Source organism: Haloarcula halophila, from assembly GCF_029278565.1.
Lineage (GTDB): Archaea > Halobacteriota > Halobacteria > Halobacteriales > Haloarculaceae > Haloarcula > Haloarcula halophila.
In genome coordinates this window covers 584359-598298 of record NZ_CP119559.1, presented here as the reverse complement: position 1 = coordinate 598298, position 13940 = coordinate 584359, and the positions used below count along the sequence as shown (strand labels likewise).

The following is a 13940-nucleotide window of genomic DNA, read 5'->3' as shown; positions in this document are numbered from 1 at the left end:
GGTCATCCCGACGGGACGACGGCCAGCGGCCCTTCGGGTGTCTCCGCTCCAGAGCTGAGGTGAACTGTCCACCCGTCTCTGGTCCGGGCGACGTGGCCAAACTGCGGCGGTGGCGACTGTCGACGGAGGAGTTCGACGGCGACGGGCAGGACGATACAGTCACCGTCCCGGTCGTCGACGCGGTAGCCGTGCAGGGTCACGCGGTGCCCGTCGTCGGGGACCGGGTTGAGTTCGAACGAGTGGAGTATGTCAGTCGACCGCAACACGGAGAGGGTGTCTCGAAGCGGCGCCTCCGTCCCGGGGGACTGTGGTAACCGGTCCGCGGTCGCCCGGAGCAGGTCGTACTGCTGTCTGGCCGTGTAGTGTGCGTCGATGGCTTCGGCGAGACTCTCGATCAGCAGCAAGGACAGTCGGTCCCTGTCGGGCGTGTTCTCCGCGGCGTCCAGATACCGGTCCATGACGCTGCGCTGGACGCGGCCGTCCCGTCGGGACAGGATCTCTAGTAACGCGGCCGTGACCGAGTGACAGTACTCGGGGAGGTCCTCGGCCGGGAACTGCTCTTCGGCGGGGGACAGTCCCTGATCACAGACGATCAGATCTTGCACGTGGACCGCCGGATCGTACCGCCTGAGTGCGGTCCGGTAGGCGGTCGCGACACTGGCTGCCTCTGCCGCTGTTGCCCTCGTCGGGAACTGGAGCCCGCTGACGGGGATCGGGGAGTGGCCCGTCTTCGCACTGACGACTCGATAGGGACCGACGGCCACACTCAACTCCTCCAGTCGCGTCCGAATGTCCAACAGTGTGTGTCCGACCATCGCTACAGGGAGGTGGTCGGGATACGTCCATCGGACACACGCATTGTTGCTCCGGCGCTGTCCAGCGTTCTCTCGGCGTCGGTACCAGCCGTCGGCGAGTCGAAGCAGTTCATCGGATATCACCCAGTTGGTTTCGCGTGTCTAGCAGAGCGGGTCCACTGAACACTCCCGATCCCGTGGGAACCGTTCGCTCCCAATCCTGCCAGTCCACTTCCGGTCGATCGAACGAAGCCACGGAGACCCATATTTGCTTTAGGCTCACCTAACTATCTTAAGCTTTCCCAATCTTAGGCGTGCCTAATTCGTGCGGTCCTGGTAGTCCTGGGAGACGGGAACCCACACAAGATTCTTTACCGACTGTCTGTCACTCACAGGCATGCAGGAAGCATGGGTCACACTGCAGTGTCCCGATTGCGAGGAGAACTGGGAAGCCCAGGTCGGCGATCTCGCGGCCCCTGACACGGACTTCGACTGTCACGGCTGTGAGACGGCCGCCCCGCTCGCGGAGTTCATGCAGACGACGAGAGATCTCGAAGTGCTTCAGGAGTTTCACTGATCTGTCGGCCCCCGCCGAACGGTGACTGATTGTCGCTGTTCGGCCGGTTACAGCGGGATGTTCCCGTGGTCCTTCGGCGGGGTCTCCTCGCGCTTGCGCTGGAGGAGATCAAGGTCTTCGATGAGTCGTTTCCGGGTGTCTTTCGGTTCGATCACGTCGTCGAGGTAGCCCCGCTTTGCCGGGCCGTAGGGGTGGGCGAACTCCTCGCGGAACTCGTCCATCAGTTCCTGGCGCTTGGCGTCGGGGTCGTCGGCGTTGGCGATCTCTCTCCGGTAGAGGATGTTGACCGCGCCACGGGGACCGAGGACTGCCATCTCCGATCCGGGCCAGGCGTAGTTGACATCGCTGCCGAGGAACTTCGAGGACATGACGATGTAGGCCCCGCCGTAGGCTTTCCGGACGACCACGGAGAGCAGCGGTACCGTCGCCTCGGCGTAGGCGTAGATGAGCTTCGCGCCCCGGCGGATGATCCCGTTGTGCTCCTGGTCGGTCCCGGGCATGAACCCGGGCACGTCGACGAACGTGAGGATCGGGATGTTGAACGAGTCACAGAACCGGACGAACCGGGCGGCTTTCTCGGCCGCGTCGATGTCCAGCGTACCGGCGCTGACCCGGGGCTGGTTGGCCACGACGCCGACAGCCTTGCCGTCCATCCGGGAGAAGCCGGTGATGACGTTGCGCGCCCAGTTGTCGTGGACCTCGAAGAACGAGCCCTCGTCGACGATGGTGCCGACGACCTGGGTCATGTCGTAGGGCTTCCGGGGAGCGGAGGGGACGATGTCGGTGACCTCCGGCACTTCGCGGTCGGGTTCGTCCCACGGTTTGACGGAGGGTGGGTCCTCCATGTTGTTCTGTGGCAGATAGGAGAGCAGTCGGCGGATGTTCTCTAAGACCTCCTCCTCGGAGGGGTACGAGAAGTGGGCCACGCCGGATTTCGTCGAGTGGGAACTGGCCCCGCCGAGTTCCTCCTTCGAGACCTGTTCGCCGGTGACGGTCTCGATGACGTCCGGGCCGGTGATGAACATGTGGCTGGTGTCCTGGACCATGAACGTGAAGTCGGTCAGCGCGGGGCTGTAGGTCGCACCGCCGGCACACGGGCCCATGATCGCCGAGATCTGGGGGATGAGTCCACTGGCCTTGGTGTTTCGCTCGAAGATCTTGGCGAAGCCCACGAGCGAATCGACCCCTTCTTGAATGCGTGCGCCGCCGGAGTCGTTCAGCCCGATGACCGGGACGCCGTTCTGGATGGCCTTGTCCATCACCTTACAGATCTTGTCGGCGACCACCTCGCCGACAGATCCGCCGAGGACGGTGAAGTCGTGGGCGAACAGGAACACCTTCCGGCCGTCGACCTCGCCGTAACCGGTGACGACGGCGTCGCCGGGGTAGCGTTTCCCCTCCATCCCGAAGTTCGTCGAGCGGTGTTCGACGAAGGGGTCGACCTCGTTGAACGTCCCCTCGTCGACGAGGAAGTCGATCCGCTCGCGGGCGGTCATCTTGCCTTTCTCGTGTTGGGACTCGATGCGGGCCTCCCCACCGCCCAGGTGTGCCTCCTCGCGCTTTTGGCGGAGTTCTTCGACCGGATCTGTCGTTTCTTCGTCGTCTGGTTCTTCCTGTTGACTCATGTTACCACTCCATGCCGCCGTTGACCCCGAGTACTTGCCCGGTCATGTAACTGGACTCCTCGCTGGCGACGAACCGGACGATCCCGGAGATGTCCTCGACGCGGGCGAACCGGTCCAGGGGAATCTCCCGGAGGATCTTCTCCTGGACGCGCTGTGGGACCTCTTCGAGCATATCGGTCTTGACGAAGCCGGGTGCGACACAGTTGGCGGTCGACCCCGTATGTGCCAACTCCAGGGCGAGCGTCCGGGTGAAGCCAAAGAGGCCGGACTTCGTGGTCGCGTAGTTCGCCTGGCCGATGTTGCCCTGCTGACCGACGACACTGGAGATGTTGATAAGACGGCCGTGGTCGGCGTCGCGGATGTCGTCGTAGAACGCCTTCGTACAGTTGAACACGCCGCCGAGGTTCACGTCGATGACCGTCTCCCAGTCCTCGCGGGTCATGTTCTCGAACTTCTTGTCGATAGTGATGCCCGCGTTGTTGACGAGCACGTCCGCGCCGCCGAACTCGTCGGCGACGGCCGCTTGCATCGCCCGGACCTCCTCTAGCTTCGAGACGTCGGCCTGGGCGGCGACGGCGTCGCCGCCGTCCTCGCGGATCTCGTCGACGACTGCCTCCGCCTCCCCTTCGGACGATCGATAGTTCACCACGACGTTCGCGCCGTGGGCGCCGAGGTCCTTCGCGATGCCCCGGCCGATCCCCCGTGAGGAGCCCGTAACGACACAGGTCTGGTTGTCCAGGTTCATTGCAGACTCGTCCGTCCTCGTTCGGTTCCCGTACTCATCTCTTACGTCTACAGGCAGAGCACAGCCAAATAATAGTTCGCCTCGAAATATCTAGATGGTTGATAGTTCTGGCTGAGAGCGATCGGAATAGTACACACGTGGGTATCGATCCGATTGCGACAGACATTTTAGGGATGCCTAAAGAGTTGGTACTACCGATGGATTCGGACATCTGTGTCGTCATTCCGACGATACGAAACCCCGACTGTCTGCGCACCTACGTACAGAACGCTCGCGATCACGGGTTCGAGACCGACCGGCTCTTCTTCGTGCTCGTCACGGAGGAGTTCTGTGACACAGAGGAGATGGAGGCGATGCTCGACGAGGAAGGCGTCGACGGTGCCGTCTTCGACGGTCCCGCTCGCGACGAGTGGTTCGCGGACCACGGCGCCGCCGAGTACGCGGACCTGATCCCCGAGGCCAGTCACGCACAGACCTCCTTCGGACTGCTGTACCTCTGGGCCAACGAGTTCGAGTACGGCGTGTTCATCGACGACGACACGGCCCCACACGAGGACGTGGACTTCTTCGGCACGCACATGGAAAACCTCGCGTTCGAGGGCCAGATCGAGACGGTCAGTTCCCCGGAACGCTGGGTCAACGTCCTCTACCAGAACGAGGACGAACACGGCCTCTACCCGCGTGGCTACCCCTACGCGGCGATGGACGAGACCGTCGAGACCGAGTCTACCTACGTCGACGACGTGGTCGCCTCCCAGGGGTTGTGGACCAACGTTCCCGACCTCGACGCCGTCCGTATCCTGATGGACGGCGACCTCCAGGGCCAGGCCCAGACCCGGACCGAGGCGAGCGACTTCGGCACCGATTTCGTCGCCGCCGAGGGCAACTACCTCACCGTCTGCTCGATGAACCTGGCCTTCCGTCGGGAAATCGTCCCGGCGTTCTATCAACTGCCGATGGACGACAACGAGTGGGACGTGGGTCGGTTCGACGACATCTGGTCCGGACTGTTCCTCAAACGGGCCTGTGACGTGTTGGGCAAACAGATCTACAACGGCGATCCGCTCTGTGAACACAACAAGGCCCCGCGATCGACGTTCTCGGACCTGACGAACGAGGTCCACGGGCTGGAACTCAACGAGCACGTCTGGGAGATCATCGACACGGTTGGCGACGACGCCGATTCCTACGCCGAGGTGTTCGAAGCGATGGGCACCGCGATGGCCACCGGCGATTTCAGCGACTGGGAAAACGGTGCCTTCCTTAACTACTGCGGGGAGTTCATGCTCGACTGGCTGGACTGTCTCGACGTGGTCGAATCCGCGGACGCGGGCCGCGTCCCGGCCGCGGCCGACGACTAAAACACAAACCATTTAGGTGAACCTAAATCAACACCACAAACGATGACTGATACTAACGACACTTCCGCGCGTACCGGATCGTCGCGCCGCCGGTTCCTCGCAATCGGTGGGGCTGCGACCGCGACGGCGCTGGCTGGCTGTAGCTCGCTCTTCGGTGGCGACGAGGCCGCCGGCGACGGCGGCTCGGGCAGCGACGGCGGTTCCGGCGGCGACGGTACGACCGGCCAGCAGGGAACAAACGTCGAGATCCCGTCACTGTCGGCGTTCCGCGGTTCGGGGACACTCGTCGAGGGACGCCCCGCGCCGGGTGGCACCTCCATCCAGGACCTGCCGGACCTCTCGGGCTCGCTGAACCTCTATATCGGCGGCGGTGAAGGGGGCATCTACTTCCAGTTCGTGGAGATGCTCCAGGAGATCTACCCCGACTTCGAGGTGTTTGCCAGCAGCGCCGCCTCCTCCTCGCTGGCTCAGACCGTCGTCGAGGAGGTCAACGCCGGGTCACCGCAGGCCGACGTGTTCTGGTCGATCGACGCCAGTTCGCTCGGCTTCGTCGCCGACAACGACGCCTACGAACCGTTCTCGGACGACGTCGTCGAGCCAGTCCCCTCGGGCTTCCGGGGCTCGGACAACGCCTGGGTCGGCGTCGCCGGCCGCGCCCGCAGCATCCCCTACAACACGAACGAACTCAGCGAGAGCGACGTCCCGAACAAGGTCGCGGACTTCCCCGACACCGACGCGCTCCGCGGAACGATGGGTTGGGCGCCGACTTACGGGGCGTTCAAGTCCTTCGTGACGGCGATGCGCCTGCTCCGGGGCCGCGACGCCGCCAGGCAGTGGCTGGTCTCGATGCGGGAAGCCGGGACCGAGCAGTACCCCAACGAGTTCGTCGTCTCCAACCAGGTCGCCGACGGCGCGCTGAACGCCGGTTTCGCGAACCACTACTACGCGCTGCGGGTCCAGAACCAGCGGCCCAACGCCCCAATCGACCTCGCGTTCACCGAGGGCGACGCCGGGGCGCTGGTCAACGTCGCCGGCGCGCTCCAGATACAGGGGACCCAGAAGTCCGACCTCGTCAACACCTTCGTCCGACACCTGCTCTCGGCGGAGGCCCAGGAGTTCTTCACGACCGTCAGCTTCGCGTACCCGATGATCTCCGGCGTCGAACCGGTTGGCGGCCTTCCCACCGTCGATCAGCTGAACCCGCCGGACATCGACCTCTCTGAGCTGTCGGACCTCGAACCGACCCTCCAGCTGATGCGCGAGGCCAACGTCCTCGGATGAAGATCAGGGAGCGTGTCGCGGCTGCCCGAACGCGTGCCACAGACGAGGACTCCGCCGTCGGCCGCGGGCTGACGCTGTTGTCGGCGGCCGTCGCGGCCGCCCTCGTCGCGCCGTTAGGGTGGCTTGTCGTCGACGTGTTCGGACTCGGCTCGCGGGCACTCTCGCTGACCGTCGCGCCACAAACGCTACAGGTACTCGTCAGGAGTGTCGCCCTCGTCGGCGCCGTCACTGCCGGGAGCGTCGTCGTCGGCGTGCCCCTCGCGGTCCTGACGGTCCAGGGGGGGCTACCGTTCCGCCGATTCTGGACGGTCGTCGCGGCGCTGCCGCTCGCGATACCGAGTTACCTCGGTGCCTTCGCGGCCGTCTCGGTGTTCGGCCCCCGCGGGGAGCTGGCCGACGTGCTCTCACCGCTGGGGATCGACCAGATACCGACCATCTACGGGTTCACCGGCGCCGCTGTCGTCCTCACCCTGTACACCTACCCGTACGTGTTCCTGACGACGCGGGCGTCGCTGCTGTCGCTCGACGCCTCGCTCGTCGAGGCCGCGCGCACCCTCAACGCCAGCCGGTGGGAGGCGTTCCGCCGCGTCACGCTGCCACAGATACTGCCGGGGATTACTGCCGGGGCACTGCTCGTCGCGCTGTACACGCTCTCGGACTTCGGGACGCCGAACATCATGCGCGTCGAGGTGTTCACACAGTTCATCTACGCCCGCTACAACGCGTTCATGCGGGAGTACGCCGCACTGCTGTCCCTGGAGCTGTTCGCGGTGACCGCCGTCGTCCTCGCGCTCGAATCCCGGACGGGAGCCGACGACTCCGGCGCGTACGGTAGCAGCGGGAACCGCGGCGCCTTCGATCTGGACCTGGGCCTGTGGCGTTTCCCGGCGACGCTGTTGCCCGCCCTCGTCGGCGCCGTAGCGATCCTGCTGCCGATCGCCATCTTCGGGATGTGGTTCCTCCGGAGCGGTCCGGGCTACGCCAGCGGGTCGATGGCCTTCTCGTGGTCCTACGGGCTCAACTCCGTCTACGTGGCGCTGCTTGCCGCCGGCGGTGCCGTCCTCGTGGCGGTCCCTATCGGACTCCGGTCTGCTACCTCCGACTCCCGGCTGGCGTCGCTCGCGGACCGTGCACCGTACGTCGGCTACGCTGCTCCGGGGATCGTGCTGGCGATCGCGCTCGTGAGTTTCAGCCTCGACGTCCTCCCGGCGCTGTACAAGACGATCCCGCTGTTGGTGTTTGCCTACGTGGTCCGGTTCATGCCACAGGCCATCGGCTCGATCCGCACGTCGCGGCTCCAGGTCGACCAGGGGCTCGTCGAGGCCGCCCGCGTCCTGGGGCGGTCCCGTGCGGGCACGTTCCGGTCGGTGACGCTCCCGCTCGTGTTACCGGGGATCGCGACGGGTGCGGCGCTGGTCTTCCTCACGACGATGAAGGAGTTGCCGGCGACGCTGATCCTGCGGCCGCTCCGGTTCGATACCCTCGTGACGTACATCTGGCGGGTCCAGGAGGCAGGGTTGTACGGCGCCGCCGCCGTGCCGGCGCTGGTACTTGTCGTCGTCTCTGGACTCTCGATGGCGGTCATCCTCGCACAGGAAGGACGGAGCGACTGACGAGGACCGATGACTCGACTACCCGATCTCCACTGGAACCGCTTGGCGACGGCCGCACTCGGTGTCCTGACCGCCGCCGTCGTTGCGTTCGTCTCGACGCAGGTGTTCCCGTACCACTCGCTGAACCACGACGAGGGGGTCTACCTCCAGCAGGCCGCGATGTTGCTGGAGGGGCAACTGTTCCTGCGATCGCCCGTCGAAGGGGCCGTCCGCCCGTGGTTCTTCATCGAGAGCGAGCGTGGGATGTATCCGAAGTACACGCCGGTCCCGGCAGCGATGTTCGCCGTCGGGAAACTGCTCGGGGGGTATCGCGTGGCGCTCGTCGCCATCGCTGCGGGGAATGTCCTGGGGGTCGTCGGGCTGGTCCGGGAGGCGTTCGACCACCGGACGGGCCTGCTCGCCGGCGCGTTCGTCCTGGCTTCGCCGCTCTTCCTCATCGACTCCTCGGTGTTTCTCCCGTACGCCCCGACGACTCTGCTGAATCTCGCGTTCGGCTACGCGTACCTCCGTGCGGATCGGACCGGCGACCGGCGCGTCGCGGCCGCGGCCGGGGCGGCGATCGGGCTGGCCTTCTTCTCGCGGCCCTACACCGCGGTCCTGTTCGCGACGCCGTTCATCGTCCACGCCTGTTGGACGCTCCGGCAGAACCTCCGCGGGGCGCTTCCGCGACAGGCGGCGACGGCGGCGCTCGGGTCGGCGGGTGTCGTCCTCACGCTCGGGTACAACGCCGTCGTGACCGGTGCACCGTTCCGGTTCCCCTACCAGGTGTTCGCGCCCGAGGACGGGCTGGGCTTTGGCCACCGCGAGATCCTCGGCCACGAGATCGTCTACACGCCGGAACTCGCCCTCCGGGCGAACCGGGTGGTGCTGGACCTGTTTTTCACCGAGTGGATCGCCGGCGGGCTCGCGGGGGCCGGCCTCGCGGCTGTCGGCGTCGCCCTCGCCGTCCGGGCCGGGGTCACCGCCCGCCAGGCGATCGTCGGTGGGATCGCCCTCAGCGTCGCGGCTGGCAACGTCTACTTCTGGGGGAACTACAACATCCTCGGTGACCTCGAAGTGGCGGGCGACGGACTGGTCTCGGCGCTTGGCCCGTACTACCACTTCGACCTACTGGTCCCGACTGCGGCATTCGCCGCCCGGGGGGCGCTCGGTGCTGTCCGGGCGATCAGGGACGCCCTCATGGACCGGGCCGGCGGGCGGTCCGTTCGTGTCGTCGTGGCCGCGCTCGTCCTCCTGAGCACCGCGTCGCTGGGGGGGATCACTGCGGGCAACATGGAGGCCCCACTCTCGGAGAACTTGGAGGTGACCCGGACCTACGAGGACGCCTACGAGCCGTTCGAGGGGGGCTCGCTCGAAAACGCCGTCGTCCTCCTGCCGGACCCGTACGGCGACTGGCTCAACCATCCGTTCCAACACCTCCGGAACGACCCTGGGTACGACGGCGACACCGTCTACGCTATCGACGACGAGCCCTTCGCGGTTCACGACGCGTTCCCCGACCGCCAGTTCTACCGGTACGTCTACCGCGGCGCCTGGGCGCCCTACGCCGGCTCACCGAGCGAGGCGTACCTCCAGGGGGTCCGTGACGTCGAGGGAGACCGGACCCGTCTTGGGACGATCGTGGGGGTCCCCGATGGTGCCACCGGTGTCACGGTCCGGCTCGGGGTTGACGGCCGAAGCATCTACTACGTGGTGCCAGATCCCGGCGAGGAGGTGTCGCTTGCCGTCCTCGTGGACGACCGGGCCGAACTCCAGGGCGACGCCCGTCCCCTCCAGAACGAGACGTTGGCGGTCGAGGGCAGGGAGACGGTCCGGACGACCGTCTTCGTCGACTACGGCGGCGGCAGCGGCTTCGCCTACCGGTTCGACCTCCCTGTCGACGTTGCCGACGACCGGGTCCGGGCGCTCACCCCGCGGATCGAGCGGTGTCGTAACGCCCGCGCCTGTGGCGGTGCGGCCGCCTACGTCCCCGGGACGGGTCCCGAGGGAACCTTCGTCGAGACGAACCTGACCGCCGTCGAACGCAATTCCTAAGTTTAGGCTCGCCTAACAGACGTGGTATGGAACTGAGTCGCCGGGACGCGATAGCCGCCCTGTCCGCGGCCGGCGTGGCGGTGGGCGGCGGTGGTGCCGTTCTCCTCGCGGACGATGACGGGAACGGCGCGAGCACGGGGACCGACGACGGTGATACCCAGACTCCGTCGGGGCCACTCGACGAAGCGCAGTTCGAGACGCTCACGGCGGCGGCCGAAGTACTCTACCCGGAGGAACTGTCCGGCGTCGACGAGTTCGTCCGCCGGTTCGTCCGGGGGCGGGCACGCGACCGGCCCGACCACGCAGCCGGGATCGCCGACGCGGCCGCCTACCTCGACGAATACGCCCGGGCGTGGTTCGACGCCGAGTTCGCGGCGCTTCCCCCCCAGACCCGGGACCAGGCGCTCAGACGGATGAACGCCGACACGCTCGAACCGGACCCGGAGGGGTCGGACGAACAGCGGGTCCGGTACTTCGTTGTCAACGAACTCCTGTTCGCGCTGTATGCCTCCCCGACTGGCGGGGAGCTCGTTGGCATCGAGAACCCGCAAGGCCACCCTGGCGGGATACAGAGCTACCGGCGGGGGCCGGACGCGTGACCCCCGATCGCCGCGACGGCGGTTACCGCCGCGATTCCGTCACGTACATCCGACTGGTTCTCCCACCCAGGAACAAGCGATGCCGTCCGCCGGTGGCGACCGGCGACGGCCCACAGGAGAGTCGATACAATGTCACATAGAAACCAGGAACAGTACGCCTCGGACTTCGATACGGTCGAAGCGGCCGTCGACGATCCCGAGCGGACCGTCCTCGACGTGGACGGCGTCACGAAGGATTACGGCCAGGAACTGGCCGTCGACGACCTCTCGCTGTCGGTCAAGGACGGCGAACTGCTCACGCTGTTGGGGCCCTCGGGCTGTGGGAAGACAACGACGCTCCGGCTGCTGGCGGGCCTGGAGCGTCCGACCGAGGGGTCGATCTCGATCGCCGGCGAGACGGTCACCGGCGGCGAAGGGAGCTTCCGCCAGCCCGACCAGCGAGACGTGGGGATCGTCTTTCAGGACTTCGCCCTGTTTCCCCACCTCACGGTCGCGGAGAACGTCGCCTTCGGACTCACCGACGACGAGGCCGCGGTCGAACAGCGAGTGGACACGCTGTTGGAACTGGTCGATCTCACCGACCACCACGACAAGATGCCGAGCAACCTCTCCGGGGGGCAACAACAGCGTGTCGCGCTTGCTCGGTCGCTGGCACCCGAACCGGACGTACTCCTGCTCGACGAACCGTTCTCGAACCTCGACGTCCGCCTGCGGGTGGAGATGCGCGAGGAGGTCCGGAAGATTCTCAAGCGAGCCGGGGTCACCGCGATCTCGGTCACCCACGACCAGGAGGAGGCCCTGTCGATCAGCGACCGGGTAGCGATCATGAACGACGGGACCGTCGAACAGATCGGCGATCCGACGACGGTGTTCGAGAACCCCGAGAGCCGGTTCGTCGCGAGTTTCCTCGGCCAGGCGAGCTTCCTCTCGGGACAGGTCACGACCGACGGCGTCGAGACGAGCCTGGGGACGTTCCCGACCGAGCGGCTGAACGGCTCCGTCGGTGCCTACAGCGGGGCGACGGTCGACGTGCTGGTCCGCCCTGACGACCTCCGCGCGACGCCGACCAACGAGGGGACTGCCGACGGCTCCGTCATCCACCGACAGTACAACGGCCCCTCGTTCGTCTACCGCGTGGAGCTCCACAGCGGCGACGTGGTCCACTGCATGCACAACCACGTCGAGACGTTCGAGGCGGGGGAACCGGTCAAGGTGGACCTCGTTGCCGACCACGAACTGGCGTGGTATCCGGTCGAATGAGCCGGCTGCGACGCCCGGGGGTCCAGGCCGCCGTCGTCGCGCTGTTGGGCGGGCTGATCGTCTTCGTGCTCGCACACGTCGTCTTCCCGTACCACACGAGCAACCACGACGAGGCGGTCTACCTCCAGCAGGCCGGGATGCTGCTGAAGGGGCGACTGTTCCTCCGTCCGCCCGTCGAAGACGTGTTCCGCCCGTGGTTCTTCGTCGAGAGCGAGCGGGGGCTGTACTCGAAGTACACGCCGGTCCCGGCAGCGATGTTCGCCGTCGGGAAACTGCTCGGGGGGTATCGCGTGGCACTGGGACTGACCGCCGCCGGGACTATCGCCGGCCTCTACCACACTACCCGCGAGGCGTTCGACGCCCGGACCGGCGTCGTCGCGAGCGTCCTGTTGCTCGCGTCGCCGCTGTTTCTGGTCAACGCCGCGGTGTTTCTCTCATACGTCCCGGCAACGTTCTGGAACCTCGCGTTCGCCGCGAGCTACCTCCGTGCCGACAGGACGGGGAGTCGCCCGATCGCTGCGCTGGCGGGCGCCTGTGCCGGGATCGCCTTCTTCACTCGGCCCTATACCGCGGTACTGTTCGCGACGCCGTTTATCTGTCACGCCCTCTTGACGTGCCGGACGCTCCGCCGTTCCGATCTGGAACGGGTCGGTCTCACTGCCGCCTTCGGGGTCGCCGGCGTCCTGCTGGCGCTGGGGTACAACGCTCTCACCACGGGCGACCCGCTGGTGTTCCCCTACCAGGCGTTCGCCCCGAACGACGGGCTCGGCTTCGGGGAACGGTCGATCCTGGAGTACTCACGGGAGTTCACCCCCGCGCTCTCCGCGCGGGCCAACGGGGAACTCCTCCGGAAACTCGCCACACAGTGGGTCGTCGCCGGCCCGCTCGGGACAGTCGCCGCGGCGGTGGGGGTAGCGATCACACGCCGGCGCGGGTTCGACGGCCGGCAGGCGGCGCTCGCGGGGGTCTTCCTGACGGTCCCGCTCGGGAACCTCTACTTCTGGGGGACGGTCAACATGCTCGGTGCGCTGTCGGACCCGACCGACGGCCTCGTCAGCTTTCTCGGTCCCTTCTACCACGTCGACTTGCTCGTCCCGGCGGCCGCGTTCGGTGCCGTCGGCACGCTGTGGGCCGCCGACCGACTCCGGGTGGTAGTCGAGGCCAGGGTTCATCAGAACCGTGTCCGGCCCGTCCTCGTCGCGGTCGCACTGGTCTGTGCGACCGTCGGGGGTGGCGTGGCCGTGACGACCGCCGCGGAACCGGTCCGGGACAACTACCTAGTCACCCAGCAGTACGAACAGGCCTACGCACCCTTCGAGGAGCGGGACCTCTCGGACGCCGTCGTCTTCCTCCCGACGCCGTACGGTGAGTGGCTGAACCATCCGTTCCAGTATCTCCGGAACGATCCAGGTTTCGACGGCGAGACGGTGTACGCGATGGGAGAGCGGCAGTTCGCGGTCGTCGACAGCTACCCCGACCGGCGGTACTACCGGTACGACTACCGGGGCGAGTGGGAACCCTATCGTGGCCAGGCGGTCGACCCGCGGATCCAGCGGCTCCGTCTCGTCGAGGGGACGGCGGTAACTACCCGTGTCGAGGCGACAGCGCCGGCGCCGGCACGTCTCACATCGGTCCGACTCGCGAACGGCGATAGCGAGATGGCGGCCGCAGTCGACGGGACGGAGCCGCTCTCCCTGCGGTTGGTGACCGACGCCGAGACGACGCGGTTGGATGGGGCCACACCGAACGGGACCCTCGCGGTGCCGACGCCGGACACCGGCACGATCACGCTCGTCGCGTTCGTCGACTACGGCGCGGGTTCGGGCTACAATTACCGGGTTGAACTCCCCGTCAACCGGAGCGATGAGAGCGTACGGACCCTCACGCCCCGGGTAGCGGTCTGCTGGACGGATAGGGAGTGCGAGGCGCCCTCGGCACACGTTCCGGGCAGCTACCAGTACGACATCGACCTGAACGTGACGGTCAGCGCCGCGGCTGAACGGAACCGGGAGTGAGACCGCTTCGACACTCTCGCCCGCGGGTGTAGCTCT

The 13940-nt window shown here is 66.6% G+C and carries 11 protein-coding genes; 8 read left to right on the top strand and 3 right to left on the bottom strand.

What is annotated here, in order from left to right:
• Window positions 1–2 precede the first annotated feature (2 nt).
• The gene (locus P0204_RS03135; RefSeq protein ID WP_276221592.1) at window positions 3–797 is read right to left on the bottom strand and encodes a DUF7551 domain-containing protein; all 795 of its coding nucleotides are present in this window, start codon (window positions 795–797) and stop codon (window positions 3–5) included.
• 394 nt (window positions 798–1191) lie between these two features.
• Here P0204_RS03135 and P0204_RS03130 point away from each other — a divergent pair, with 394 nt between their 5' ends.
• The gene (locus tag P0204_RS03130; RefSeq protein ID WP_276221590.1) at window positions 1192–1371 is read left to right on the top strand and encodes a DUF7836 family putative zinc-binding protein; all 180 of its coding nucleotides are present in this window, start codon (window positions 1192–1194) and stop codon (window positions 1369–1371) included.
• Window positions 1372–1418: 47 nt separating this feature from the next.
• On the opposite strand, the gene P0204_RS03125 is transcribed toward P0204_RS03130, so the two are convergent.
• Window positions 1419–2996: an acyl-CoA carboxylase subunit beta gene (locus P0204_RS03125; RefSeq protein ID WP_276221588.1), complete on the bottom strand. Its 1578-nt coding sequence runs from the start codon at window positions 2994–2996 to the stop codon at window positions 1419–1421.
• 1 nt (window position 2997) lies between these two features.
• Complete coding sequence (locus P0204_RS03120) at window positions 2998–3741, bottom strand: beta-ketoacyl-ACP reductase (RefSeq protein WP_276221586.1); 744 nt, start codon at window positions 3739–3741, stop codon at window positions 2998–3000.
• Between the two features lie 197 nt (window positions 3742–3938).
• Here P0204_RS03120 and P0204_RS03115 point away from each other — a divergent pair, with 197 nt between their 5' ends.
• From P0204_RS03115 to P0204_RS03085, 7 genes are all read left to right on the top strand, one after another.
• A complete protein-coding gene (locus P0204_RS03115; protein WP_276221584.1) occupies window positions 3939–5102 on the top strand; it encodes an alpha-1 4-glucan-protein synthase in 1164 nt (387 codons plus the stop codon).
• A gap of 42 nt (window positions 5103–5144) precedes the next feature.
• The gene (locus tag P0204_RS03110) at window positions 5145–6383 is read left to right on the top strand and encodes an extracellular solute-binding protein (RefSeq protein ID WP_276221583.1); all 1239 of its coding nucleotides are present in this window, start codon (window positions 5145–5147) and stop codon (window positions 6381–6383) included.
• Window positions 6380–7996 carry an ABC transporter permease gene (locus tag P0204_RS03105; RefSeq protein WP_276221581.1) on the top strand — a complete coding sequence of 539 codons (1617 nt, stop codon included), beginning with the start codon at window positions 6380–6382 and terminating at the stop codon, window positions 7994–7996. The genes P0204_RS03110 and P0204_RS03105 overlap by 4 nt, the downstream gene beginning before the upstream one ends.
• Window positions 7997–8005: 9 nt before the next feature.
• Window positions 8006–10030 carry an ArnT family glycosyltransferase gene (locus tag P0204_RS03100; protein ID WP_276221580.1) on the top strand — a complete coding sequence of 675 codons (2025 nt, stop codon included), beginning with the start codon at window positions 8006–8008 and terminating at the stop codon, window positions 10028–10030.
• 26 nt (window positions 10031–10056) lie between these two features.
• Window positions 10057–10629 carry a gluconate 2-dehydrogenase subunit 3 family protein gene (locus P0204_RS03095; protein WP_276221579.1) on the top strand — a complete coding sequence of 191 codons (573 nt, stop codon included), beginning with the start codon at window positions 10057–10059 and terminating at the stop codon, window positions 10627–10629.
• A gap of 129 nt (window positions 10630–10758) precedes the next feature.
• On the top strand, window positions 10759–11889 hold the full coding sequence (locus P0204_RS03090) for an ABC transporter ATP-binding protein (RefSeq protein ID WP_276221577.1): 1131 nt from the start codon (window positions 10759–10761) through the stop codon (window positions 11887–11889).
• Window positions 11886–13904 (top strand): DUF7846 domain-containing protein, encoded by a 2019-nt coding sequence (locus P0204_RS03085; protein ID WP_276221575.1) that lies wholly within the window; start codon window positions 11886–11888, stop codon window positions 13902–13904. Before P0204_RS03090 ends, P0204_RS03085 begins: the two co-directional genes overlap by 4 nt.
• The last annotated feature ends 36 nt before the right edge of the window (window positions 13905–13940 follow it).